Below are 24,384 nucleotides of genomic sequence, written 5' to 3'. Positions count from 1 at the left end.
GTGATCTGATGGGCGCGGAGCCGGTCCTGCGGGTGCTCTCTCGGATCCGCCAGATGATCCTCGACGACGCCACCTTGGTACGTGCGGTGGGCTCCGGCCGGATCCGGGGGCAGCAGACCACCTGGCGGCGCGTGGAACTGCGCTGGGTCGACCTCAAGGGCGGTCGCCATCTCCAGGTGACGGCGTACGACGAGACGCAGGCCTTCACTCACAACCACACGCAGGGCGACGCGGCCCGGGACGCGGTCGACGCGCTGCTTGACGAGCCGTTCGCCAACTGGCACGTCGAGACGGCCACCGAGCAGCACCAGGTGAAGGTCACCCGCAAGCACGAGGCGTTCCTGCACACCACGGAGCGCAGTGCGCCTGCGGAGCCGCAGCGCTCCCATGACTTGCCCAAGAACCGGCTACTGCCCGAGGACGACCCGGTGCTGGTGGCGCTCGGTATCTCCGACCGCGACGGCAGGATCAAGCCCAGTCGGCAGGCGAAGTATCGCCAGGTCGAGGAGTTCCTGCGGTTGCTCGACGCCGCGATCAGCGAGGCGATCGCGGGCGGGCACCTGCGCAAGGCGACGACGGACGACCCCCTGCGCCTGGTCGATCTGGGCTGCGGCAACGCCTACCTGACCTTCGCTGCCCAGCGCTATCTCTCCCATGTCCGCGGACTGCCGGTGCATCTCACCGGGGTCGACGTGAAGGAGCAGTCCGCCCGGCACAACGGCGAGGTGGCGGCATCGCTCGGCCTTGCCGGCGAGACCAGCTTCGTGGTGGGTGGGATCGGGGACGTCGTGCTTGATCCGGCGCCCGAAGTGGTGCTGGCCCTCCATGCCTGCGACACCGCGACCGACGACGCGTTGGCCCGCGCTGTGGGGTGGGAAGCACCGCTCGTGCTCGCGGCCCCGTGCTGCCACCACGACCTCGCGGCCCAGATGCGGCGTACGCCGACCCCGGCGCCGTACGCGATGGTGACGCGGCACGGCATCCTCAGGGAACGGTTCGCCGACACGATGACCGACGCGATCCGCGCGGCCCTGCTGCGCTTGCAGGGCTACAAGGTCGACGTGGTGGAGTTCGTCGAGAGCCAGCACACGCCGCGCAACACCCTGGTCCGTGCGGTGCGCGCGGGCAAGCGGGTCAGTGGCGGCAGTGCCCGCAAGGAGTACACCGACCTCGTGGAGAGCTGGGCGATCCGGCCGCGGTTGGCCGTGCTGCTCGATGAGGCGTGACGTGGCCCTCGGAGCTGCCGCCCTGGTCGCGCCCCTGACGATCGCCCTGCTGGTGGCGCCTGCCGCGGCGCCCGGAGAGGTTGAGCTCACCTTCACCGACCCCGACATCATCGAGTCCAGTGGCCTGGTGATGACCGAGCGGTTCGCCGTGACGGTCAACGACTCGGGTGACCGCGCGCGCATCTTCACGGTGGACCGCCGCACCGGGCGCACCGTCGGCACCACTACCTGGGACGCCGAGCCTGTCGACATCGAGGCTCTGGCCCCGGCCGGCGCCGACGAGGTGTGGGTCGGCGACATCGGCGACAACCTCGGTCGTCGCGAAACGGTGACGGTCACCCGGGTGCCGTTCGGCGAGGGCGACCGGACAGTGCCGGGCGACTCCTACGAGCTGGTCTATCCGGACGGCCCGCGGGACGCCGAGGCGTTGGCCGCCGACCCGCGCACCGGGCGTCTCGTCGTGTTCAGCAAGGCAGTGCTGGGCGGCACCGTCTACCTGGCGCCCAAACGCCTCGACCCGACACAGCCGAACCGGCTCGAGGCGGTCGCCGACGCCCCGGGACTGATCACCGACGCCGCGTTCTGGCCGGACGGCTCCCGGATCGTCGTGCGCAACTACGGACGCGCCGTCGTGCTGGCGGCGGACGACTACCAGGAGCTGGGCGACGTCCGCTTGCCACCTCAACGGCAGGGCGAGGGGATCGCCGTGGATCCCGAGGGCGGGGTCTTCCTGAGCTCGGAGGGGGTGCGCTCCGACGTGCTCCGGGTGACACTGCCGGCCGAGCTGCTCGGTGGCGCCTCGTCGAATCCTGAGGAGACCGACGAGGACGCTGCTCCGGGCGATCCTGCCGAGAGTCGGGACGCGGATTCCAGCTCCAGTGACTCGGAGCCCGACCGGTGGCCGTGGCTCCTGGGCACTGGCCTGGGCGTGATCGCGTTGGTGGCACTGGTGCGATCGCTGCGTCCTCGATGAGCGCCGGTCACGAGTTCACGGCCACGCTGTGGCGATGGCTGGACAAGGAGGGACGGCCGGGCGCCTGGTACTTCATCAGCCTGCCCTTCGACCTGGCAGATGAGATCGAGGCGAGCCGCGTCCCTGGACCGGGGTTCGGCAGCGTGCGCGTCGAGGTCGTGATCGGCAGTAGCCGCTGGCAGACCTCCCTCTTTCCCAGCGCCGAGCAGAAGACCTACGTGCTGCCGGTCAAGAAGCAGGTGCGCACCGCGCAGGGACTCGACGAGGGGAGCCCCTGCACCGTGGGGATCACCCTGCTCTGAGCAGATCGCGCGCGGCCGGACGTGCCTGCGCTCTTCTGGTGCCCGAAGACGCTCGCGTGGCGGGAACCTCGCCGTGAGTCTGGGCGTCGCACTGAGCGAAAGGTGGGCGTGGAGGCTGGCTGTAGAGCCGGGGGCAGTCGTCGCAGGCATTGAGACAGTCGCCGAGTTCCGAGCATCAGCCGAGCAGTAAGCGATCGCGAAAAGCGCTGTGCCGCGCTGCACTGTCATCAGGTGACAGTGCAGCGCGGCACAGTGCTGCTACGCGCTGAAGACGGGCCAGTAGGTCAGCTCAGCGCCTCGACGACGTGGTCGATGCAGGCGGTCAGGGCCTCGATGTCGGCCGGGTCGATCGCCGGATACATCGCGATCCGCAGCTGGTTGCGTCCGAGCTTGCGGTAGGGCTCGGTGTCGACGATGCCGTTGGCGCGCAGCACCTTGGCCACCTGGGCGGCGTCGATGCTGTCGTCGAAGTCGACGGTGCCGATCACCAGGGAGCGGTGGTCGGGGTTGGCGACGTACGGCGTGGTGTAGCTGGTCTTCTCCGCCCAGCCGTAGAGGGCGTCGGAGGAGGCGGTGGTGCGCTCCACCATCCCGGTCAGCCCGCCGTTGGCGTTCATCCAGTCCAACTGCTCGGCCATCAGGAAGAGCGTGGCGACCGAGGGCGTGTTGTAGGTCTGGTTCTTCTTCGAGTTGTCGATCGCCGTAGGCAGGCTGAAGAACGGCGGGATGTAGCGGTCGGTCGCCGCGATCTCCTCGGCGCGAGCGAGGGCGCGCGGAGACATGGCAGCGATCCAGAGGCCGCCGTCGGAGGCGAAGCACTTCTGCGGTGCGAAGTAGTAGGCGTCGACCTGGTTGAGGTCGACCGGCAGTCCACCGGCGCCGGAGGTGGCGTCGACCAGCACGAGGGCGTCGTCGGCGACACCCGCAGGGCGCAGCACCGGTGCCATCACGGCGGTCGAGGTCTCGTTGTGCGCCCACGCGTAGGCGTCGACACCGTCCTCGGCGACCGCGTCGGGGCGCGAGCCCGGGTCGGAGGAGATGACCGACGGCTCGGCCAGCCAAGGAGCCTTCTTGGTCGAGGTGGCGAACTTCGAGGAGAACTCACCGAAGGTCAGGTGCTGGCTCTTGTTGCGGATCAGGCCGAAGGCGGCGATGTCCCAGAACGCCGTCGCGCCACCGTTGCCCAGCACGATCTCGTAGCCCTCGGGCAGGTTGAAGAGTGCAGCGAGGCCCTCGCGAACCCGACCCACCGTGTCCTTGACGGGCGCCTGCCGGTGGGAGGTGCCGAGCAGCTTGTCACCGGTGGCGGCCAGCGCGTCGAGGTGGGAGGTCTGGATCTTGGAGGGACCAGCGCCGAACCGACCGTCGGCGGGCTTGATGCTGGCAGGGATCTGGACGTCGGTCACGACCGGCTTCCTTTCGGTGTGGACGCGGGGCCGAGGCGCGTCGCCCCGGCACGCCTATTCTGGCATCCACCTCCCACCCCACCCCAAGGAGTCCGCATGACGCAGCCCGGGCTGCCCCGTCAGGCCCAGATCCGCTCCGGCTCGCGGGTCGCGGGCCTGATCCTCACCACGCTCGGCGCGGTCCTCTTCGTCGGTGGATTCATCGGGTTCGTCGTGACCGGCTTCCTGGAGGTCTCCGGTGACGCCGACCCGTTCGAGCAGGAGGGCCTCCCCACGCCCGTCTACTGGTTCCTGGGTGTCTTCGCCGGGATCATCTGCCTGGCGATCGGCCGGCCCCTGCTGGCTGCGGGCTTCGGCGGTACGGTGCTCCGGTACGGCGCCGGTGAGGCGATGCCGGTCCTGAAGGAGTCGCTCGCCTACCTCCAGGGTGACGCATCCGGAGCGGAGAAGACCGGACCCTTCTGCCGGGCGTGCGGGGTGCGCAACGACGCGGAGGCACGCTTCTGCGACGCCTGTGGCCAGCCGTTGGCCTGACGGCACCCGCGCCGTACGTCCAGGTGAAGGACAGGCCGCCGCAGACCACCGCAGGGCCGCAGGCAGCCACCCGATCGGAGGCGGCGTACCGGGAGACTGGGTAGGTTGGGTGGATGGGGATCTTCAGTGGAGGCGAAGTCTCGCGCGACGAGTTCGAGCGGCTGGCGCGCAGGGTGGAGCAGTTGGAGCGCACGGTGGCGGCCCTGAGCCTGCAGCAGGGCGGCGGCTACGCAGGTGGCTCGACCGCCGCGGCGGGGAGCTCCTCCGCACCGGGCGGCCCGGACCTCACCGAGGTGATGGCGTTGAAGCAGCAGGGGAAGCTGATCCATGCGATCAAGCTCTACCGCGAGTTGACGGGGCTCGGCCTCAAGGAGGCCAAGGAAGCTGTCGAACGGCTCTGATGTCGCGCGCCGAGGAGCAGCGCTGGACCATCGAGCGCGTCGCGATCGACCATCCTGATGCGGTGACGCTGGTAGCTGCGGTCCAGGCGGAGTACGTCGAGCGTTACGGTGGCCCGGACGACTCGCCCGTCGACGTGGCGGAGTTCGAGGTGCCGCAGGGCGCCTTCTTCGTCGGCAGCCTGGAGGGCGTGCCGGTGGCCACGGGGGCGTGGCGTCGCAGTGGGGTGAGCGCTCTGGGCTCGACCGCGACTGCGGAGGTCAAGCGGATGTACGTCGTCCCAGCTGCGCGGCGCCGAGGGCTCTCACGCCGGATGCTCGCCCACCTGGAGCGCACGGCCGCCGAGGCCGGCGCGGCGGTGCTCGTCCTGGAGACCGGCACCCGGCAGCCGGAGGCGATCGCACTCTACGAGTCCTCCGGCTACCGACCGGTGCCCGGCTTCGGTCACTACCGCGACTCGCCCTTGTCGAGGTGCTTCGCCAAGGCGCTGCGACCGGACGCCGGCGCGTCTGCGTCGAGCTCGTAGGGATCCGGTTCAGGCGACGTCGCGCCGGCGTACCAGCCACAGCGCGAGGGCCGGCAGGACCACGACGTAGGCGAGCACGGTCCAGCCGGCTTGGGTGCCGGAGATCGCGTCCAGGACCCCGGGCGTGCTGTCGCCGCCTTGATCGACGCCGACCAGCGCGCCGATCAAGGAGCCCGCAGCGGTACCGGGCAGCACGGCGGTCGCTGCCTCGACCGGGCCCAGCAGGGTGCCCACACCACGCAGCAGGTTCTCCACCACCAGTGCCCAGACCAGTCCGAGACCGACGGAGAGCGCGGGCCCACGGGCAAGGGTGCCGAGCAGGTAGCCGGCGAGCGTCCACATCTCCAGCACCAGGAACCCGGCGCCGAACGCCTCCAGGACCGCGCTCAGGGACGGCCAGACGAGCGGCTGGGACTCGGCCGCCGCGATCGCCAGGGCACAGGCCAGGTCGAAGGCGAAGGAGACCACCAGGATCCCGACCACGAACATGGTGAGGGCGGTGATCGAGCCACCCGTGACGGCCGTGCGGGAGGGCCCCTGGGTGTAGATGGTCTTCCAGGTGCCCCAGCCGTAGCCGTTGCCGGCCACGATCGCGCCCAGCACCATGAGCAGGGCGCCACCGAACATCGGCATGCCCTGCACGAAGACGTGTGGCACGTTGGCCGGCATCATCTCGGCCAGGAGCGCCGTACGCGTGCTGCCCTCGTTGGCGAAGCTGGTGTCGCCGCTCGTGTAGGCGAGCAGGTTGAACAGGTAGCCGAACATCAGGCTCAGCGCCAGCCATGCGCCGACGGTCACCCAGACCGCAGGCCAGCGACGCAACCGCAGGAGCTCGGCCCGGGTGCAGGCGATCAGGGTGCTCATGACGTCTCCTCCAACTGTCGGTGTGCTCCGGAGCGTGGCTCTGTCATCTCGAAGAACACGTCCTCGAGGCTGCGTTCGGTGCGGCGTACCTCCTGGACGTCGACTCCTGCGGAGACCAGGGCACGGACCAGGGCAGGTGTTGCAGCGTTCGGGAGGTCGAGCTCGACGCGGTCTCCGTCCAGCCGGACGCCGTCCTCCCCGCCGAGCCGCATCGCCACCGCCAGCGTGATGTCGAGCGGGGAACCGAGCACGCTGAGCCGCGAGTCGCCACGCAGCTCCTGCACCGGGGCCTCACGCAGCAGCCGGCCCCGACTGATCACGCCGACCCGGTCGCAGATCTCCTCGACCTCGTCGAGGAGGTGGCTGGAGAGCAGCACCGTCTGGCCACCACGGGCCAACGCGACGATCAGGGATCGCATGTCGGCCATCCCGGCAGGGTCGAGCCCGTTCGTGGGCTCGTCGAGCACGACCAGCTCCGGCGCTCCCAGGAGCGCCGAGGCGACACCGAGTCGCTGCTTCATGCCGAGCGAGTAGGACCGGAACCGGTCGTCACCGCGGTCGCTGAGGTCGACCCGTTCGAGTGCCGCGTCCACCTCGGTCTCCGGAAGCTGTCGGTAGCGCGCCATCACCCGCAGGTTGTCGCGCCCGGAGAGATACGGATAGAAGCCCGGGCCCTCGATCAGCGCGCCGACCTTCGCGGTGACCCCGGGACTCCCTGCCGTCCGACCCAGCACGTGGGCGGTGCCCGAGGTTGCTCGGACCAGGCCGAGCAGCATGCGCAGGGTCGTCGTCTTGCCGGCGCCGTTGGGACCCAGGAACCCGTAGACCTCCCCGCGTCGGACCGTGAGGTCGACACGGTCGACGGCCAGCCGGGCGCCGTACCTCTTGGTCAGTGCGTGGGTCTGCACCACGTTCTCGTTCATGTCGCCGAGACTGCCGCCGACCGCGCGCCCGTGCATCCGTCGGTGAGAGGCGTCCTCCTACGCAGGATCGCGTAGGAGGAAGTCGCTCGTCGCCGTACTCCTGTGAGCGCCCGACGGCCTAGCGTCGAGGGCATGCAGAAGAACGTATGGATCGCGAAGCGCTGGTGGCTGCTCCCCGTCATGGTCATCATCGGGGCCGGCTCCGTCGGCACCAACCTCGCAGGCGAGGGGCAGTACGACGCCGGCTACGGCGCCCGGGTCGCTGCGGTGGCGTGCGCGCTGCTTGCCGCCGCCACGCTCGTGGCGATCGACAGGCAGCCCGCGGTCCTGGTGGTGACCGGTGCGCTGTGCGGCGGCTACTTCGCCCTCGGCGGAGAGAACGGGCCGATCTTCTTCGTGTTGATCGTCGCCGCCTTCCTGCTGGCGTTGCGCCGTCCTGTCCGGGTCTGGCTCCCGGCGCTGTTGGCCGCTGCCGTACTGCTGTGGCTGGGCCTGCTGGTCCGTGGCCTGCGCTGGGACGAGCTGGTGATCGGCACCTGGCAGTCGATCGGCGTGGGTGCCCTGGTGGCCGCGGCCACCGCCATCGGGACGTCGGTGCGTCACGGACGCGCCGCCGGGCGCGACCGGGTCTCCCGGGTCGCCGCTGAGGAGCGGCTGCGGATGGCACAGGACCTGCACGACGGCGTCGGACACGGGCTCGCAGTGATCGCCATGCAGGCGGGCGTCGGGCTGCATGTGCTGGATCGCGACACCGAGGCGGTTCGTGACGCCCTGACGGCCATCCGCGAGACAAGCAGAGAGGCACTGACCGCCTTGCGCAGCGAGCTCTCCCAGCTCACCGGTGAGGCGGCTCCCCGCGCGCCGCGTCGTGGACTCTCCGACCTCGGTGCGCTGGTCGCTCGGATGCGCTCGGCGGGCGTCGAGGTGCGGGTGGTCGGCGAGCCTCCGGTGGCCGGCGAGGAGGTCGGCGCGGTCGCCTATGCGGTGGTCCAGGAGTCGCTGACCAACGTGCTACGGCATGCAGCCGCTCGCACCGCGACCGTGGAGATCGGTCAGCAGGACGGCCGGATGAGCATCACCATCACCGATGACGGGGTCGGTGCGATGGGGCACGATGAGGGCATGGGTCTGTCGGGCATGCGGTCGCGGGTCACGGCGGTGGGCGGTGCGTTCACGGCCGGACCGGCCACGGGCGGCGGCTTCTGCGTGCGGGCGGTACTCCCGCTCACCCCATGAGCGCTCCGGTCCGGGTGGTCCTCGTCGACGATCAGGCGCTGGTCCGGATGGGGTTGCGCACGCTCCTCGGCAGCGAGCCCGACCTCGAGGTGGTGGGCGAGGCGCAAGACGGTCGTAGCGGCATGATGACGATCCGTCGGGAGCGGCCCGACGTGGTGCTGTGCGACATTCGCATGCCCGGAGGCGACGGTCTCGAGCTGTTGCGCGCGGTCGGCGAGGACGCGGACCTGGAGCAGGTGCGGGTGGTCATGCTGACCACGTTCGAGCTCGACGAGTACGTCTTCGAAGCGCTGCGCCTGGGCGCCAGCGGCTTCCTGCTGAAGGACGCCGAGCCGACCGCGTTGCTCGACGCGGTCCGGGTCGTCGCCGCCGGAGGCTCACTGCTCGCGCCGTCGGTGACGCGCCGGGTGATCGAGCACTTCGGAGCCGCGGCGCCACGTCGGTCGCCGCACCCCGAGCTGGCGCGGCTCACCGAGCGGGAGCGCGAGATGGTCGCCTGGGTGGCGACCGGGTGGTCGAACCAGGAGATCGCCGACCAGCTGGTGGTCAGCCCCGACACGGTCCGCACCCACGTGTCCCGCGCGATGGTGAAGCTCGGCGCGCGGGACCGTGCGCAGTTGGTGGTCTTCGCGATCGAGTCCGGACTCGAGCCGCCCGCGCGGTGATCGAGCCGACCCGGTGATCGAGCTTGTCGAGATCCGGTCTCGGCAGGCTCGACCTCCGGGGTTGGCTGCCGGTCTCGGCAGGCTCGACCTCCGGAGGCGGGCGTCAGTTGGCCCAGTCGGGGTTCCAGCCGTCGACGGCGTCGGCGGGGCGGCTGCTCGGGCCGGCGTAGAGGGCGGACGGCCGGATCAGGCGACCGGTCTTCTTCTGCTCCAGGATGTGCGCCGACCAGCCGCCGGTGCGGGCGCAGGTGAACATCGAGGTGAACATGTTGGCCGGCACCTCGGCGAAGTCGAGGACGATCGCCGCCCAGAACTCCACGTTGGTCTCCAGGACGCGGTCGGGACGACGCTCACGCAGCTCGGCGAGGGCCGCCTTCTCCAGGGCCTCGGCGACCTCGTAGCGGGGCGCGTCGAGCTCCTTGGCCGTACGACGCAGCACACGGGCGCGAGGGTCCTCGGCGCGGTAGACACGGTGGCCGAAGCCCATCAGGCGCTCGCCGGCGTCCAGCAGCTCCTTCACGTACGCCGCGGCGTCCCCGCGCTCCTCGACGTCGCGGATCATGCCGAGCACCCGGGAGGGCGCGCCGCCGTGCAGCGGGCCCGACATGGCACCGATCGCTCCGGAGAAGGCGGCTGCCACGTCGGCGCCGGTGGAGGTGATGACGCGTGCGGTGAAGGTGGAGGCGTTCATGCCGTGCTCGGCGGCGGAGCTCCAGTAGGCGTCGATCGCCTTGACGTGCGCCGGGTCGGCCTCGCCCTTCCAGCGGATCAGGAACTTCTCGGCGAGGGTCTTGCCTTCGTCGACGGTGCGCTGGGAGACGACCGGCTTGTGCAGACCGCGTGCCGACTGGGCGGCGTACGAGAGCACCATGACCGCGACCCGGGCGAGGTCGTCGCGGGCCTGCTCGTCGCTGATGTCGTAGGTCTGCCCGAAGCCGAAGGCAGGCGCGAGCATCGCGACCGCGGCCTGCACGTCGACACGCACGTCACCGGTGTGCACGGGAAGGTTGTAGGGCTCGGCGGGAGGCAGGCCCGGCGTATAGCTGCCGTCGATCAGCAGCCCCCAGACGTTCTCGAACGGCACCCGGCCGACGATGTCCTCGATGTCGACTCCGCGATAGCGCAGTGCCGACCCCTCCTTGTCCGGTTCGGCGATCTCGGTCTTGAACGCGACTACGCCTTCCAGGCCCTCGTGCACCTCAGTCATTCCGGGCGACTCCTCTGCTGCCACTCTGCCTCGCGTCCCGGCCAGACGGCCGAGCCCTCACGCATTCTGCCCCGTCCCCCCGGAGCGGACCAGCAGCGGGCTCTGGGGAGCGCCGAACGGGGACGATCGGAGGTTGCCTAGAGTCGGCATCGTGAGCGCATCCGACAACCCCTGGGCGGCCCGCCGGATCGAGTACGCGACGGCCGGACTGGCCGAGTCGGACCTCGCCGCCGATCCGGTCGCGATGTTCCGCCGTTGGTACGACGACGCGGCTGACCTGCCGGAGCCCAACGCCGTGGTCGTGGCCACCGTCTCCGCGGACGGATGGCCTTCCGCGCGCACGGTGCTGTTGAAGGGGATGGACGCCGACGGCGCACGCTTCTTCACCAATCAGGCTTCGCGCAAGGGCACCGACCTCGCTGCCCAGCCGCGCTGCGCCCTCCTCTTCCCCTGGCACCCGCTGGAGCGGCAGGTACGGGTCGAGGGAGTCGCCGAGCCGCTGTCGAGGGCGGAGGTGGCGGCGTACTTCCACTCACGACCGCGCGGCTCCCAGCTCGGCGCCTGGGCCTCGCACCAGTCGCAGCCCACGACGACGGACGAGCTGGAGCGCGCCTTCGCTGCTGCCGAGGCGGCGTACCCGGTCGAGGTGCCGGTGCCCGACGACTGGGGTGGCTACCTGGTGCGCCCGGTGCGCTGGGAGTTCTGGCAGGGCCGGCGGAACCGACTCCACGACCGGCTCTGCTACGTGCGTGAAGGTGCCTCCTGGCGGATTGAGAGACTCGCCCCCTGACACCGGTGGCCTTCCGCCGAGCGCGGGGCTGCGGCCACGCCAAACCGCTGACGTGCCGGGATCCGCGGCACTAGGCTCGGCGGTGTGGCGACGACCGATACCCAGACTCCCGACGACGCGGCGCTGCTGCTCGACGCGGTGGTCGCCATCGGCTCCGACCTCGACCTGACCAGCGTGCTGCGCCGGATCATCGAGACGTCATGCGCGATCACCGAGGCGAAGTACGGCTTCCTTGCGATTCTCGGCGAGGACGGCAGCATCATGGACTTCGTCACCCACGGGCTCAGCGCCCGGGAGATCGAGCACATCCGGCGCCTGCCCCAGGCGGTGGGACTGCTCGGCGTGATCACGCATGCCGACCGCCCCGTGCGCCTCGACGAGGTCTCCCAGCATCCGCAGGCTGCCGGGTTCCCGCAGCATCACCCCGACATGCACACGTTCCTCGGAGTGCCGGTGCGGATCGGCGACCAGGTCTTCGGCAACCTCTATCTCACCGAGAAGCGGGGTGGCCGTCCGTTCAGCCCGGCCGACGAGGCGCGGGTCGAGGCGTTGGCGGGCGCGGCCGGCTACGTCATCGACAACGCCCGGGCCTACGCTCTCTCCGAGGTACGCCGCAGGTGGGTGCGTGCGTCGGCGCGGGTCACCGAGCGCCTGCAGTCGGGGGAGGTCGGCGCGGCCGTCGATCTCGTGGTGCGCGGCGCCCGCGAGGCGTGCGACGGCAGCCTGGCCGTCCTGGTGAGCCCCAGCCTCGACGGGTGCCCTGAGGTGCTGGCTGCCGACGTGCCCGAAGAGACGGACGTAGCCCAGTGGCTGGCCACTTGGGCCGACGACATCGCGAGGGTCGGCGACCAGGAGCGGATCCTGGTGCGGCCGGGCCAGGGCACCAGCACCGTCGTGCTGGTGTGGATGCGCACCATGCTCGCCCGCCGCGGCGTGCTGGTGCTCAGGCTGCCGAGCGGCCGCGGCTCGATCGACGAGGGCACCGCCGAGATGATCAGCGTCTTCGCCGACCAGGCCTCCCTCGCCTTCGACCGCGCCCAGTCGATCAGCGACCGTCAGGAGCTGCTACTCATCGCCGAGCGAGAGCGGATCGCACGTGATCTCCACGATGTGGTGATCCAGCGGATCTTCGCCACCGGCCTGCAACTGCAGGGCCTGCGGGGTCGCATGACCGACCCCGAGATGCAGGCGCGGCTGACCGACGCGGTGGCCGACCTCGACGCAACCATCCGTGACGTTCGCACCAGCATCTTCGAGCTCAAGCAGCGCCGTCGCGGGAGCCTTCGCGGGGAGCTGGCCGACCTCGCCGTCGGCTACACGCCGATCCTGGGCTACGCCCCGAAGCTGCGGACCTCCGGCCCGGTCGACACCCTGATACCCGAGGCGGTCGGCCAGCAGATGCTCTCCGTGCTCCGCGAGGCGCTCAGCAATGTCGCCCAGCACTCCGCCGCCACCTCCTGCGACGTGCGGGTCGACACCGACGGCGAACGGGCGACGCTCGTGGTCGACGACGACGGTCGCGGCGTGCCGGCGGAGCGCCTGGAGAGCGGCCTACGCAATGCCCGGCTACGGGCACAGGAGCTCGGCGGCGCCATGACGGTGACGCCGCGCGAGGAGGGCAGCGGCACCCGCGTCACCTGGCAGGTGCCCTTGCTCAGCCACCGATAGCGGGCTCGACCGGATCCTGGCGTCGGGCCGGGCGTCGGCGGATCAGCAGCCACACCGGCGCCAGCAGGAGTGCGAGGACGGCGCCGAACGGAAGCACCATGCCCGCGCCGGTGGCCAGCGTCACCACGACCGAGGTGAGGCCGGACCAGCCGTCCTTGAGTCCGGCGACGAAGCCACTCTCGTCGTCCTTCTTCTCGGGATCCTTCGCTTCCTCTTCCACCGTGGCGAGGGAGAGGGTGATGGTCGAGAGCTCGCTCTGGTCGCTGAGATAGGCCAGCTTCGCCTTCTGCGACTCGAGGTCGGCCTGGCGTCGGGCCAGCTGGGACTCGATGGAGATCACCTGGTTGAGGTTCTCCGCCCGGGCCAGCAGGCTCTGGATGCGCTCGATGCTGCGCTCCTGGCTGCGGATCCGGGTCTCGAAGTCGATCACCTTCGTCGTGACGTCCTCCGCGCTGCGTGAGGAGGAGCGCAGGTGCCCGAGCTCGGCCAGTGCCTCCATCAGCTTGTCGAACGACTTCTGCGGCACCCGGATCTCCATGCGCACGCGGTTCACCGCATCGTCCTCGGTGCCGGTCTCCTCGCTGGCCACCTCGCCGTCGAACTGGTCGACCAGCGCCTTGGCGTCGAAGCGGGTCGCCCCGACATCCTCGCTGGCAAGGGAGACGTTGCCCTTCTGGATGACGGCACGGTCGGTCGGCGCGGCCCGGCGGAGCTCGCGGGTCGGCGCCTCCACCGTGAGCGCACTGAGGGTGTCGGCCGCCTCGGCCCGACCGGACTGCGGGCTATAGGGCTCTCCGTCCGCGCTCGCCGCATCGAGTTCGCCCACCGCGTTCGGAGCATCTACGGAGGCGGCGGTCGGTTCGGCGCTCGCGGCCGCCGCGTCGCCGCCACCACCGTCGTCCGCTCCGGCGCAGGCGGCGGCCCCGGCGAGAAGCCCGAGGGTGGCGACCAGGAGTCCGATCCGTCGGGTGTGCAGTCGAGGAAGAGTACGCATGGAGGTGGGACGCGGGCTGGCCACCGCCGGTTCCCTCCTGCTGCCACGCGCCCTTCGGTCGAGCGCGGCTAGCCTTGGCGCCATGACGCGCGTGGTGGTGGTCGGTGGCGGCATCTCCGGCCTGGTCGCTGCCCGTGCGGTCGGCCGCCGACCGGGCATCGAGGCGCTGGTGCTGGAGGGAGCGTCGCGGACCGGCGGCAAGCTGCGCCGGGAGACGGTGGCGGGAGTCGCTGTCGATGTCGGAGCGGAGGCGATGCTGCACCGCCGTCCCGAAGGGGGTGCGCTCGCAGCGGAGCTGGGCGTGCCGCTGGTGCATCCGACCGGAGCCACCTCGCGGGTCTGGTGGGGCGATGAGCTGCGCCCGCTACCGCGCAGCCTGATGGGCGTGCCGATGGACCTGTCCGCCCTGGAGAGCTCTGGACTGCTCACCCCGGCGGGCCTTGCCGCGGTGCGTGCCGAGCCGCGGTTGCCGACCACGACGCTCGATGCTGATGTCTCGGTAGCCGAGCTGGTCGGAGGACGACTGGGGCCGGAGGTGGTCGACCGCCTGGTCGAGCCCCTGCTCGGTGGGGTGTACGCCGGCCATGCGGCCGAGATCTCGGTCCGGGCCGCCGTGCCGCAGCTTGTGGCGATGGCGAACCGCGGCTCGCTGCTCGAGCAGGCCCTGGCGCTGCCGACGTCTACCACGCCGGTCTTCGCTGGCTTGGAGGGCGGCATGGGGCGGCTGCCGGCCCTGATCGAGGAGGCCGGAGACTTCGCGGTACGCCGCGACGCGATGGTGCGCGGGTTGCGTCGGTCGGGCAGCGGCTACCGGCTCGTGGTCGGTTCGGCGGACCGGCCCGAGGAGATCGCTGCGGACGCGGTCATCCTGGCGGTGCCCGCGGCGCCGGCCGCACGACTGCTCGGTGACCTCGCTCCGGAGGCGGCGCGACGCCTCTCCGGCATCGACACGGCATCGGTCGTGGTGGTGACCTTCGCCTTCCGCGTCGCGGACCTCGCCGGGCACCCCAGCCTCGACGGGGGCGTGTCGGGCTTCTTGGTGCCGCCCTCCCAAGGCCGCCGGGTCAAGGCGGCGACCTTCTCCTTCGCCAAGTGGGCGTGGGTACGCGCCGCGGGCGGTGGTGACGTCGTACACCTGAGGACGTCGTTGGGGCGTCACGGGGAGGCGACCGCCCTCCAGGCCACCGATGAGGAGCTGGTGGCCTGGTCGCTGCAGGACCTCGCTGCTGCCACGGGCCTGGTCGCCGAGCCGGTCGACGTGCACGTGCAGCGCTGGGGCGGTGCGCTACCCCAGTACGCCGTGGGTCACCTCGAGCGTGTGGCCGCCATTCGCGCGGACGTCGGCGCGATACCCGGCCTCGCGGTCTGCGGCGCCAGCTACGACGGCGTCGGGATCCCGGCCTGCATCGGCTCCGCGCTCCGTGCCGCTGCCGACGTGCTGCGCTGATCTGCGCGACGTCAGGCGTTCAGCGAGTCGGAACTCCTCCGACGCAGGTCGACCGGGCGGGGCTCAGGGGAGTCGGTCGAGGAGGTCGCCGATGGAGGTGCGGGCGCCGGTGTAGAACGGCACCTCCTCGCGTACGTGTCGGCGGGCATCGGAGGCGCGCAGGTGCCGCATCAGGTCGACGATCCGGTCGAGCTCGTCGGCCTCGAAGGCGAGCATCCACTCGTAGTCGCCGAGTGCGAAGCTGGCCACCGTGTTGGCACGCACGTCGGGGTAGTCGCGGGCCTGCTTGCCGTGCTCGGCCAGCATCCGACGGCGCTCGGAGTCTTCGAGCAGGTACCACTCGTAGGACCGCACGAACGGGTAGACACAGACGTGGGCGCGCGGCTCCTCGTCGGCGAGGAAGGCGGGGATGTGGCTCTTGTTGAACTCCGCCGGGCGGTGCAGCGCCATCTGCGACCAGACCGGCTCCAGCCGGCGCCCGAAGGCGGTCCGCCGCAGCCGGTTGTAGGCCGACTGCAGCTGCTCCGACTTCGCGGCATGCCACCACACCATCAGGTCGGCGTCCGCGCGCAGGCCCGAGACGTCGTAGATCCCGCGGACCGTGACGTCCTCGCCAGCCAGCTCGTCCAACAGCGCCTGGACCTCCCCGGCCTCACTGGCCCGGTCGGTGTCGCCGAGGACGTCGCGCAGCTTGAAGACCGACCACATCGTGTAGCGGATCGTGTCGTTGAGTTCGCGGGCCCGGGCAGCGTTGGAGGTCATGTTGGCATTCTGCCGCGCCCGCAATGCGGGCGGAGGACGGGGTCAGGCGGACTCGCGGGGCGCGAGCGTGAGGCTGATGGAGTTGATGCAGTAGCGATCACCGGTCGGGGTGCCGTAGCCGTCGGGGAAGACGTGCCCCAGGTGGGAGCCGCAGTTGGCGCACCGCACCTCGACCCGGCGCATGCCGAGGGAGTTGTCCTCCAGGTATTCGATGGTGTCGGTGATCGGCTGGTAGAAGGAGGGCCAGCCGCAACCGGAGTGGAACTTGGTGTCGCTGGTGAAGAGCTCGGCCTGGCAGGCGCGGCAGTGATAGACCCCAGTGGTCTCGGTGTCGGTGTACTCCCCGACGAACGGTCGCTCGGTGCCGGCCTGACGGAGTACCTGGTACTCCTCGGAGCTCAGCTGGTCGCGCCACTCCTGGTCGCTCTTCTCCACGTTGTAGGCCATGCACCCAATCTAGCCCCGCTCTGGGTGCCGGTGTCGTCCCCCGACGGAGGTACGCCGACCGGCTAGCGTTCAGTCATGGCGAAGGCAGCGGCAGCGATGGTCGAGGCAGGCGGGCGCGAGGTCCGGGTGAGCAGCCCGGACCGGATCATCTACGAGGCCACCGACCGCACACCCGAGGTGACCAAGCTGATGGTTGCGGAGTACTTCGCCTCCGTCGGTGGGCCCTTCATGCAGGCCAACGGCGACCGCCCGGTGGCGCTCGAGCGCTGGCCCGGTGGGTGGCGCGAAGGGATGCGGCTGTCGGTCGGCCCCATGGGTCAGCAGCAGGGCGACGGCTTCTACTCGAAGCGGCTGCCGAAGGGTGCGCCTGACTGGATCGAGACGCGCCGGGTGACGACGCCGAACGGACGCCCGATCGACGAGCTCTGCCTGACCGAGCCGGCAGCCGCGGTCTGGGCCGCACATATGGGCACCTTGACGTTTCATCCGTGGGCGGTGCGCGCCGCCGACGTCGATCATCCCGACGAGCTCCGCATCGACCTCGACCCGCAGCCGGCGGCGACCTTCGCCGATGTGAAGCGGATCGCCGCGCTGGCCCGTGAGCTCTTCGACGAGCTCGGGCTCCGCGCGTTCGTGAAGACCTCGGGCAACCGGGGGATCCACGTCTACGTGCGGATCAGGCCGGCGTGGTCCTTCGAGGAGGTGCGGCACGCCGCGATCGGCTTCGGCCGGGAGCTGGAGCGTCGTGACGGCGGCGTCACCACGAACTGGTGGCGGGAGGAGCGCGCGGAGGACGCGGTCTTCCTCGACTTCAACCAGAACCTGCGTGATCGCACCGTCGCCGGCGCTTGGTCGCTGCGTCCGAAGGCGGGCGCGCCGGTGAGCACGCCGATGAGCTGGTCGCAGCTGGCCGACGTCGCGGACCCTGGGGAGTTCAACCTCTTCACGGTGCGTGACTTCCTCGCGGACGGCGACCCGTGGGCGGAGATGGACGCGGTGCAGCACAGCCTGGACCCGCTGCTCGAGCTGTGGGAGAGCCTGCCGGGCGGCGAGCTGAACTTCCCTCCCGACCACCCGAAGATGCCCGGAGAGCCTCCTCGTGTGCAGCCGTCGAAGAAGGTCGCGGAGCACTGGGATGCCGAAGGCAACCGGATCGAGCCGTAGCGCTACGGGTGCTTCTTGCTCGCGAGGAGCTTCGGGACCCGAGACATGGCTGAGATGCGATTGCGCAGACGGCGAAGGCCAGCGAACCCCCGGGGCCTTGTCGTATCCAGGCGAGGGGCGGCGTGCTGAGGCTCCATGCCTTCTCGCTGGCGCCCATGGACGGGGACACCTTCATGTGGGTGGACCTCAAGCCGACATCGCGAAGAAGGTCGCCGAGTGCTGGGACGCCGAAGGTATCCGGAGCGCCCCCTCACCCCCGCGCTGTGTCACCGAGCGAGGTCGCACGTTGCGACGTACGGGCGCGGCACGGTCGACGGCCGCGAGGCTAGACCCCGGTCTCGCCCTGCTCGTCGAAGGTCTCCTTCTCCAGCAGGTGGAGCACCGGGACGCCGAGCTTGCGGCGTGCCTTGGAGGTCCAGTCGACGTGGAAGAACTCCGCGACGACGTGCGGGCGGGTGAGGATGATCGCTTCGCGACCGTCCGCCTTCGACACCGCTTCGGCGAGCGCGTCGACGGGGGCGCCGCGTACGACCTCGCCGTCGGCCGTGGCGCCGGCCTCCTGCAGCTGTCGCAACGACTCGGCGAGTGCCTCCTGGGAGCGCTCCTCGCAGTCGCGGCGTACCTCGGCGAGGTCGACCTCGCTGATCGCGATGGCGGGCGCGGCCATGACCTCGCCGGCGGCGAGCGAGCCCATGGCGGCCTCCACGCGGGCGGCGGCGTCCTCGACGGGCAGCAGCACGTGGTAGCGCACCTGCTGGCCCTCGTCGCGCAGCTCCTGGTGGAGCGAGGTCACCTGCTGGGCGTCGAGCCGGGTGAGGGCTTCCTCGCACAACAGCACCACGTTGTAGGTCTCGGTCTGCTCTGGATTCTGCGCGGTCATGGGAGGCCTCCTGACACTCATCCGTTACCCAAGATCGTAGCCAAGTCATAGCGAGCCGGCTGCTCCAGTTGGTCGTACCCGCACGACTCCGGGTCGCGGTCGGGGCGCCAGCGCTTGAACTGGGCGGTGTGTCGGAAGCGGCGGCCCTCCATGTGGTCGTAGCCCACTTCCAGCACCCGCTCGGGGCGCAGCGGGGTGAACGAGAGGTCCTTGCCCGCCGACCAACGGCTCTGCGTGCCCGGGACCCGGTCGGGATTGGCGATCATCCACTCACCCCACGGGTGGTCGGCGATGTCGCAGACCAACGGTCGGAGCTCGGTGATGAGCTCCGCGCGACGAGCGGCCGTGAAGCTGGCGCTGACGCCGATGTGCTGGAGCCGACCCTCGTCGTACAGGCCGAGGAGGAGCGAACCGAGCAGCGGGTTCTCCGGGGTGGACGTCTTGTGCTCGCGGTAGCCGGCGACGACGACGTCGGCGGTCCGGGCGTGCTTCACCTTGAGCATCGTGCGCTGGTTGGGCTGGTACGCCGCGTCGAGCGGCTTCGCGATCACCCCGTCGAAGCCTGCACCCTCGAACTCGGTGAACCAGGCGTGCGCCTCGTCGGGGTTCTCGGTGGTGCGGGTGAGGTGGCAGGGGCCGTCGACTCCGGCCAACGCCTCCGCCAACGCTGTACGGCGCTCCCGCAGCGGCCGCTCGACCCAGGCGGTGTCGCCGAGCGCGAGCAGGTCGAACGCGACGAACCCGGCCGGGGTCTGCTCGGAGAGCAGGTTGATCCGCGATTCTGCCGGGTGGATCCGCTCCTGCAGCACCTCGAACTCCAGCCGTTGCTGCCCCGGCTCGCCGCGGGCCACGAACAGCTCGCCGTCGAGCACACAGCGGTCGGGCAGCTGCTCCCGTGCGGCCGCGACGATCTCGGGGAAGTAGCGGGTCAGCGGCTTGGTGTTGCGCGAGGCCAGCTCCACCTCGTCGCCGTCCTTGAAGACGATGCAGCGGAAGCCGTCCCACTTGGGCTCGAAGAGCATGCTGCCCTTCGTGGCCGCGGCTGCCACGCTCGCGACCGGCTTGGCCAGCATGGGCAGGACGGGAGGCATCACGGGGAGGTCCACCTGCTCACCGTAGGGGATCGTGGGGGAGGGGAGGGCTCACAGCGCGGTGGGGGGGCGCTTGGATGGAGCGCACGGGTCGCGATTTCGGCCGGGCACGACCCTCCCGCTCCATCGAGCGCGCCGTGGTGGGGGAGCAGATGCGACGTCCGGGGCGGCGTACGCCTAGACTCACTGCCCATCTGCGACAACCGATCCCCGGTTGGTCTGCCGGCAGGGCCCGCCTGACTTTGAATCAGGATTAGCGACGTAGGTTCGACTCCTACCCGGGGAGCCAAGTGGCCCGAGAGCGTCGGGTCAGGAGAGTGCGGCGATGACCTCCAGGGTCCGTCGCAGGTGCGGCTCGGAGCGGCCGGCCAGGTGGGCGACAGCCAGCTCGACGCTGCGCGCCGGTCGGACCAGGGGGCGGAAGGCGACGCCGTCCAGCGAGAGCGCGGTGACCGGCTCGGGGACCACCGCCGCACCGAGGCCGCCAGCCACGAGCGTGACCAGGGTCGAGGACTCGTCCACCTCGTGGCGGATCCTCGGAGTGAGACCGGCGTCGGCGAAGAGGCGGCGCACCACCTCGTACATCGCCGACCGTCGGTCCGCGGAGTGCACGATGAGGTCCACGCCCTCAAGATCGGCCACGCGGATCTGGCGACGGGCGGCGAGCGGGTGGCTGTCGGGGACGGCGACCACGAGCCGCTCGGTACGCAGCGGCGTGACGGTCAGCATCCCGTCGGCCACCGGAGGCCGGAGCAGGGCGATGTCGATCGTCCCGCGACGCAGTGCCTCGACCTGGTCGGAGACCAGCATCTCGCCACGGAAGGCGAAGTCGACCCCGGGCAGTTCCTCGGCCAGGCGTCGGGAGAGCGCCGGCAGCAGGCTGTAGGTCGCGGAGCCGACGCAGCCGATCGCAAGCCTGCCCACGACGCCCGCGGCGACGCGACGCGCCTCGTCTGCCGCCGCATCGACGGACGCCAGTATCGTCCGCGCCCGCAGCAGGTACGCCGCGCCGGCCGCGGTCAGGTCGACCCGCCGGGTCGTGCGCACGAACAGCTCGACGCCCACCTCCGCCTCGAGTCGTCGGATCTGCTGGGAGAGGGGTGGCTGGGCCATATGCAGGCGCTCGGCGGCCCTGCCGAAGTGGCGCTCCTCGGCGACGACGACGAAGTAGCGGAGGTGACGCAGGAGATCCATATCAGAATCCGTCTCAAACGTGTCTCATATTGGTACTTCACAATATCAACCGGGCTGCCTACCGTCAGGAGCTGTGAGCTCCTACGTCTATGCAGCAGTGCGGACGCCGTTCGGCAGGTTCAACGGCGGCCTGGCGAGCGCGCGCCCCGACGATCTCGGTGCCGCGGTGATCCGGTCGGTGCTGGCCCGGGTCCCCGCCCTCGACCCGACGGCCATCGGCGACGTCGTCTGGGGCAACGCCAACGGCGCCGGGGAGGACAACCGCAACGTCGGCCGGATGGCAGCGTTGCTCGGCGGCCTGCCGGTCAGCGTCCCGGCGACGACCGTCAACCGGCTCTGCGGCTCCAGCCTCGACGCGGTCATGGCCGGTGCGCGCACCATCGAGACCGGCGATGCGGAGATCGTGCTGACCGGCGGCGTCGAGTCGATGACCCGCGCCCCGTGGGTGCTGCCGAAGCCGGACCGTGCGTTCCCGATCAGCGATGCGACCGCGGTCTCCACGGCGCTCGGTTGGCGGTTGGTCAACCCGCGGATGCCGGCAGAGTGGACGGTCGGTCTCGGCGAGGCCAACGAGCAACTGCAGGAGCGCTTCGGCATCTCCCGGGAGCGGCAGGATGCGTTCGCGGCCCGCTCCCACCGTCTTGCCCACCAGGCGTGGGAGGACGGCTTCTACGACGACCTGGTAGCTCCGGTCGAGGGCACCGGGCTGCTCCGTGACGAGGGCATCCGCCCGGCCAGCACCCCGGAGTCGCTGGCCGGGCTGAGGCCGGCGTTCCGCCCGGACGGCACCATCACCGCCGGCAACGCCTCCCCGCTCAGCGACGGCGCCTCGGCGGTGCTGCTCGGATCGGAGCGTGCCGCCGACCTTCTCGGTACGCCGCCGCTGGCGCGGGTGGCCGGGCGGGCGGCGTACGCCCTGGAGCCGCAGGCATTCGGCTACGCGCCCGTCGAAGCGGCGAACGCGGCGCTCGCACGAGCGGGCATCGGCTGGGGCGAGGTGGGGGCGGTGGAGCTCAACGAGGCGTTCGCCGTGCAGTCGCTGGCGTGTGTCGATGCGTGGCCGATCGATCCCGAGATCGTCAACCGCAAGGGTGGCGCCATCGCACTCGGTCACCCGCTCGGTGCGTCAGGCGGCCGGCTGATCGGCACGCTGGCGAAGGTGCTGCGCGAGGGCGGCCTGCGCTGGGGCGTCGCCGCCATCTGTATCGGCGTCGGTCAAGGGCTGGCCGTCGTCTTGGAGAACGAGGAGGCGCGCTGATGGCGCGAACGCAGCTGCTGGAGACGGCCGACGAGGCCGTGGCGGGGATCGAGGACGGCTCGACGGTGCTCGTTGGGGGCTTCGGGTTGGCCGGGATGCCCTTCGACCTGATCGATGCACTGATCAGGCAGGGAGCCACCGACCTGACGATCGTCTCCAACAACGCAGGGAACGGCGAGGTCGGCCTCGCCGCCCTGCTCAAGGCTGGGCGGGTGCGGAAGGTGCTCTGCTCCTTCCCACGGCAGTCGGACTCCTACGTCTTCGACGAGCTCTATCTCGCCGGACGGATCGAGCTCGAGGTGGTCCCGCAGGGCAACCTGGCGGAGCGGATGCGGGCAGCGGGCGCGGGGATCGGCGCCTTCTACGGTCCGACCGCCGTCGGCACGTCGTTGGCCGAGGGGAAGGAGTCGCGGGTGATCGACGGCCGCGAGTACCTGCTCGAGTACCCGATCCGGGGTGACTACGCCTTGATCTCGGCCCACCACGCCGACCGGCTCGGCAACCTGGTCTATCGCAAGACCGCTCGCAACTTCGGGCCCGTGATGGCCGCTGCCGCCAGCACCACGATCGTCCAGGTGAACGGCGTCGTCGAGACCGGCAGCCTCGATCCGGAAGCGGTGGTCACGCCGTCCATCTACGTCGACCGCGTCGTTGCGGTCGAGGAGCGCCACTACACCGTCCAGGGGGCACGATGACCGACCTGTTCCACGCCGGCACTGCGGAGGACCACCCTGTCGAGACCGGCACCGTCGAGCACCTCGACCGCGGTCCGCTCACGATGGACGAGCTCGCCGAGGTGATCGCGCGCGACATCCCCGAGGGCTCCTTCCTCAACCTCGGGATCGGCCAGCCGACGAAGATCGCCGACCACCTGCCTGCGGAGCTGGGCGTCATCCTGCACACCGAGAACGGGATGCTCGGGATGGGGCCGGCCGCGGACGGCGACCAGATCGATCCCGACCTGACCAACGCGGGCAAGGTGCCGGTGACCGAACTGCCCGGCGCCTCCTATTTCCACCACGCGGACTCGTTCGCGATGATGCGCGGCGGTCACCTCGACGTGTGCGTGCTCGGCGCCTACCAGGTGGCGGCCAACGGCGACCTCGCCAACTGGCACACCGGCAAGCCCGATGCGATCCCTGCCGTCGGCGGGGCCATGGATCTCGCGATCGGTGCCAAGGACGTCCTGGTGATGATGACCCTCTTCGGCAAGGACGGCACGCCCAAGCTGGTGCGCTCGTGCTCGTATCCGTTGACCGGGGTCGGCTGCGTGAGTCGTGTCTACACCGACCACGGGATCTTCGAGGTGGGCGGCGAGAGCGTGGTCGTCCGCGCCACCTGGGGGATCAGCGTCGCCGACCTGGAAGAGCGGCTCGGGATGCCGCTGGCCACGGTCGCCTGACACCCGGCGACCGTCGTCAGCCCGTGATGAGCACGGTGGTGGCGACGAGCGAGACGCTCACCGCGATGAACGTGGCGACCGACGCCAGCGCGAGCGCCCGCAGGTTGAGGGGCAGCAGCTTGCGGAGATCGAGCCCCAGTCCCAGTCCGAACATCGCCGCGGCCAGCAGCACGGTCGCCACCGCGTTCAGCGGCGCCACCGATGCCTGGGGGAGCAGACCCGCAGTGCGGATCGCAGCGGCGAGAAGGAACCCGACGACGAACCAGGGGACGAGCTGCTGGCGGGCTGCGACCGCGGTCTCGACGCCTCTCGTCCGGAAGCGTGCTCCGGCGAGGGCATAGATGGGTGCGAGCAACGCCACGCGACCGAGCTTCACGCTCATGGCGACCGCAGCCGCAACGCCGCCGGCGATCGCGGATGCCGCAACCACCTGAGCAACCTCATGGATCGATGCGCCGATCCAGACCGCGGTCTGCAGGTCGCCGAGCCCCAGTGTCTGGGCGAGTACGGGGACGGCGAGCAGGGTGCCGGTGCCGAAGAGAGTGATCAGGGCGACGGCAAGCGCGACGTCCTCCGTACGGCGTCGGATCCCGCTCTCGACGGCGGCGATCGCCGCGGCGCCGCAGACCGCGCATCCAGCGGCGATCATGGTGACCAGTCCGCGGTCCATCCCCATCCGGTCGCCGATCGCGCAACTGGCGAAGTAGGTCACGGCGACGACCAGCAGGATCACCGTGACGCCGCGCAGCCCCACCTCTGCGAGATCGCTCGCCTCGAGCCGGAAGCCCAACAGGACGACTCCCCAGCGCAACAGCAGCTTGGTGGCGGCCTCCGGGTCAGCAGGGATCAGGCGACGTGCGGCGGAGATGTTGACCGCGGCTGCCCCGAGCGCCATCGCGATCAGCAAGGGGCTGACCAGCGGTACGGCGAGGCCGAGGGCGAGCGCAAGGCCGCCGGCTGCGAGCAGCGCGCCGTGGGCGCGCGACACCTGGTGGCTGCGGGTCGGGAGGGGCATGAGTCGAGCCT

The 24,384-nt window shown here is 70.8% G+C and carries 26 protein-coding genes and 1 tRNA gene; 16 read left to right on the top strand and 11 right to left on the bottom strand.

Features of this window, described 5'->3' with window-relative positions; genetic code table 11:
• Positions 1-8 precede the first annotated feature (8 nt).
• From DNK54_RS09565 to DNK54_RS09555, 3 genes are read left to right on the top strand one after another with little or no spacing between them, the layout of a single operon-like run.
• Positions 9-1,226 carry a class I SAM-dependent methyltransferase gene (locus tag DNK54_RS09565; RefSeq protein ID WP_110206734.1) on the top strand — a complete coding sequence of 406 codons (1,218 nt, stop codon included), beginning with the start codon at positions 9-11 and terminating at the stop codon, positions 1,224-1,226.
• 1 nt (position 1,227) lies between these two features.
• Positions 1,228-2,199 carry a hypothetical protein gene (locus tag DNK54_RS09560; protein ID WP_110206733.1) on the top strand — a complete coding sequence of 324 codons (972 nt, stop codon included), beginning with the start codon at positions 1,228-1,230 and terminating at the stop codon, positions 2,197-2,199.
• Positions 2,196-2,501, top strand: coding sequence for a DUF1905 domain-containing protein (locus DNK54_RS09555; protein ID WP_110206732.1), 306 nt, complete (start codon positions 2,196-2,198; stop codon positions 2,499-2,501). The genes DNK54_RS09560 and DNK54_RS09555 overlap by 4 nt, the downstream gene beginning before the upstream one ends.
• Before the next feature lie 284 nt (positions 2,502-2,785).
• Here DNK54_RS09555 and serC read toward each other — a convergent pair whose 3' ends face one another.
• Positions 2,786-3,907, bottom strand: coding sequence for a phosphoserine transaminase (gene serC / locus DNK54_RS09550; RefSeq protein WP_110206731.1), 1,122 nt, complete (start codon positions 3,905-3,907; stop codon positions 2,786-2,788).
• 96 nt (positions 3,908-4,003) lie between these two features.
• Between serC and DNK54_RS09545 the strand changes: the two genes are divergently transcribed.
• From DNK54_RS09545 to DNK54_RS09535, 3 genes are all read left to right on the top strand, one after another.
• The gene (locus tag DNK54_RS09545; protein WP_110206730.1) at positions 4,004-4,441 is read left to right on the top strand and encodes a zinc ribbon domain-containing protein; all 438 of its coding nucleotides are present in this window, start codon (positions 4,004-4,006) and stop codon (positions 4,439-4,441) included.
• Positions 4,442-4,554: 113 nt separating this feature from the next.
• Entirely contained in the window at positions 4,555-4,842 is a 288-nt protein-coding gene (locus DNK54_RS09540) for a ribosomal protein L7/L12 (RefSeq protein ID WP_110206729.1), read from the top strand.
• Positions 4,842-5,366 (top strand): GNAT family N-acetyltransferase, encoded by a 525-nt coding sequence (locus tag DNK54_RS09535; protein WP_110206728.1) that lies wholly within the window; start codon positions 4,842-4,844, stop codon positions 5,364-5,366. Before DNK54_RS09540 ends, DNK54_RS09535 begins: the two co-directional genes overlap by 1 nt.
• Before the next feature lie 9 nt (positions 5,367-5,375).
• Here the strand turns inward: DNK54_RS09535 and DNK54_RS09530 are convergent, their stop codons facing one another.
• Positions 5,376-6,230 carry an ABC transporter permease gene (locus DNK54_RS09530; protein WP_110206727.1) on the bottom strand — a complete coding sequence of 285 codons (855 nt, stop codon included), beginning with the start codon at positions 6,228-6,230 and terminating at the stop codon, positions 5,376-5,378.
• The gene (locus DNK54_RS09525; RefSeq protein ID WP_110207040.1) at positions 6,227-7,153 is read right to left on the bottom strand and encodes an ABC transporter ATP-binding protein; all 927 of its coding nucleotides are present in this window, start codon (positions 7,151-7,153) and stop codon (positions 6,227-6,229) included. Before DNK54_RS09525 ends, DNK54_RS09530 begins: the two co-directional genes overlap by 4 nt.
• Before the next feature lie 132 nt (positions 7,154-7,285).
• Here DNK54_RS09525 and DNK54_RS09520 point away from each other — a divergent pair, with 132 nt between their 5' ends.
• Both DNK54_RS09520 and DNK54_RS09515 read left to right on the top strand, forming a co-directional pair.
• Positions 7,286-8,389, top strand: a complete 1,104-nt coding sequence (locus DNK54_RS09520; protein WP_110206726.1) for a sensor histidine kinase — start codon at positions 7,286-7,288, stop codon at positions 8,387-8,389.
• On the top strand, positions 8,386-9,054 hold the full coding sequence (locus DNK54_RS09515) for a response regulator (protein ID WP_110206725.1): 669 nt from the start codon (positions 8,386-8,388) through the stop codon (positions 9,052-9,054). Before DNK54_RS09520 ends, DNK54_RS09515 begins: the two co-directional genes overlap by 4 nt.
• Positions 9,055-9,157: 103 nt before the next feature.
• Here the strand turns inward: DNK54_RS09515 and DNK54_RS09510 are convergent, their stop codons facing one another.
• The gene (locus DNK54_RS09510) at positions 9,158-10,261 is read right to left on the bottom strand and encodes a citrate synthase 2 (RefSeq protein WP_110206724.1); all 1,104 of its coding nucleotides are present in this window, start codon (positions 10,259-10,261) and stop codon (positions 9,158-9,160) included.
• A gap of 151 nt (positions 10,262-10,412) precedes the next feature.
• Between DNK54_RS09510 and pdxH the strand changes: the two genes are divergently transcribed.
• The gene (pdxH, locus tag DNK54_RS09505) at positions 10,413-11,051 is read left to right on the top strand and encodes a pyridoxamine 5'-phosphate oxidase (protein ID WP_239460013.1); all 639 of its coding nucleotides are present in this window, start codon (positions 10,413-10,415) and stop codon (positions 11,049-11,051) included.
• A gap of 84 nt (positions 11,052-11,135) precedes the next feature.
• Positions 11,136-12,719 (top strand): GAF domain-containing sensor histidine kinase, encoded by a 1,584-nt coding sequence (locus DNK54_RS09500; protein WP_110206723.1) that lies wholly within the window; start codon positions 11,136-11,138, stop codon positions 12,717-12,719.
• Here the strand turns inward: DNK54_RS09500 and DNK54_RS09495 are convergent.
• A complete protein-coding gene (locus DNK54_RS09495; RefSeq protein WP_162602385.1) occupies positions 12,706-13,737 on the bottom strand; it encodes a DUF4349 domain-containing protein in 1,032 nt (343 codons plus the stop codon). The two genes, DNK54_RS09500 and DNK54_RS09495, sit on opposite strands and share 14 nt — an antisense overlap.
• Positions 13,738-13,795: 58 nt before the next feature.
• On the opposite strand from DNK54_RS09495, the gene hemG reads away from it, so the two are divergent.
• Positions 13,796-15,160: a protoporphyrinogen oxidase gene (gene hemG, locus DNK54_RS09490; protein ID WP_110206721.1), complete on the top strand. Its 1,365-nt coding sequence runs from the start codon at positions 13,796-13,798 to the stop codon at positions 15,158-15,160.
• 63 nt (positions 15,161-15,223) lie between these two features.
• Here hemG and hemQ read toward each other — a convergent pair whose 3' ends face one another.
• Positions 15,224-15,922 (bottom strand): hydrogen peroxide-dependent heme synthase, encoded by a 699-nt coding sequence (gene hemQ, locus DNK54_RS09485; RefSeq protein ID WP_110206720.1) that lies wholly within the window; start codon positions 15,920-15,922, stop codon positions 15,224-15,226.
• Between the two features lie 42 nt (positions 15,923-15,964).
• Complete coding sequence (gene msrB / locus DNK54_RS09480) at positions 15,965-16,369, bottom strand: peptide-methionine (R)-S-oxide reductase MsrB (protein WP_110206719.1); 405 nt, start codon at positions 16,367-16,369, stop codon at positions 15,965-15,967.
• Positions 16,370-16,444: 75 nt separating this feature from the next.
• On the opposite strand from msrB, the gene DNK54_RS09475 reads away from it, so the two are divergent.
• Complete coding sequence (locus DNK54_RS09475; protein ID WP_110206718.1) at positions 16,445-17,533, top strand: DNA polymerase domain-containing protein; 1,089 nt, start codon at positions 16,445-16,447, stop codon at positions 17,531-17,533.
• 325 nt (positions 17,534-17,858) lie between these two features.
• Here the strand turns inward: DNK54_RS09475 and DNK54_RS09470 are convergent, their stop codons facing one another.
• The gene (locus tag DNK54_RS09470; protein WP_110206717.1) at positions 17,859-18,413 is read right to left on the bottom strand and encodes a hypothetical protein; all 555 of its coding nucleotides are present in this window, start codon (positions 18,411-18,413) and stop codon (positions 17,859-17,861) included.
• A 17-nt stretch (positions 18,414-18,430) separates the two neighbouring features.
• On the bottom strand, positions 18,431-19,519 hold the full coding sequence (locus DNK54_RS09465) for an ATP-dependent DNA ligase (RefSeq protein ID WP_204164495.1): 1,089 nt from the start codon (positions 19,517-19,519) through the stop codon (positions 18,431-18,433).
• 192 nt (positions 19,520-19,711) lie between these two features.
• Between DNK54_RS09465 and DNK54_RS09460 the strand changes: the two genes are divergently transcribed.
• A tRNA-Gln gene (locus DNK54_RS09460) sits at positions 19,712-19,793 on the top strand.
• Positions 19,794-19,813: 20 nt separating this feature from the next.
• Here DNK54_RS09460 and DNK54_RS09455 read toward each other — a convergent pair.
• Positions 19,814-20,698 carry a LysR substrate-binding domain-containing protein gene (locus DNK54_RS09455; protein ID WP_110206716.1) on the bottom strand — a complete coding sequence of 295 codons (885 nt, stop codon included), beginning with the start codon at positions 20,696-20,698 and terminating at the stop codon, positions 19,814-19,816.
• Between the two features lie 73 nt (positions 20,699-20,771).
• Here DNK54_RS09455 and DNK54_RS09450 point away from each other — a divergent pair, with 73 nt between their 5' ends.
• From DNK54_RS09450 to DNK54_RS09440, 3 genes are read left to right on the top strand one after another with little or no spacing between them, the layout of a single operon-like run.
• The gene (locus tag DNK54_RS09450) at positions 20,772-21,956 is read left to right on the top strand and encodes a thiolase family protein (RefSeq protein WP_110206715.1); all 1,185 of its coding nucleotides are present in this window, start codon (positions 20,772-20,774) and stop codon (positions 21,954-21,956) included.
• Positions 21,956-22,651 (top strand): 3-oxoacid CoA-transferase subunit A, encoded by a 696-nt coding sequence (locus DNK54_RS09445; protein ID WP_110206714.1) that lies wholly within the window; start codon positions 21,956-21,958, stop codon positions 22,649-22,651. The genes DNK54_RS09450 and DNK54_RS09445 overlap by 1 nt, the downstream gene beginning before the upstream one ends.
• Positions 22,648-23,358, top strand: a complete 711-nt coding sequence (locus tag DNK54_RS09440; RefSeq protein ID WP_110206713.1) for a 3-oxoacid CoA-transferase subunit B — start codon at positions 22,648-22,650, stop codon at positions 23,356-23,358. The genes DNK54_RS09445 and DNK54_RS09440 overlap by 4 nt, the downstream gene beginning before the upstream one ends.
• Positions 23,359-23,374: 16 nt before the next feature.
• Here the strand turns inward: DNK54_RS09440 and DNK54_RS21080 are convergent, their stop codons facing one another.
• Positions 23,375-24,373, bottom strand: coding sequence for a YeiH family protein (locus DNK54_RS21080; RefSeq protein ID WP_162602384.1), 999 nt, complete (start codon positions 24,371-24,373; stop codon positions 23,375-23,377).
• Positions 24,374-24,384: the final 11 nt, after the last annotated feature.

It is taken from the genome of Nocardioides daejeonensis, assembly GCF_003194585.1.
In the GTDB taxonomy this organism is placed as follows: Bacteria; Actinomycetota; Actinomycetes; order Propionibacteriales; family Nocardioidaceae; genus Nocardioides; species Nocardioides daejeonensis.
Note: the sequence above shows the minus strand (reverse complement) of the source record. Positions and strands in the feature narration are given on the sequence as shown.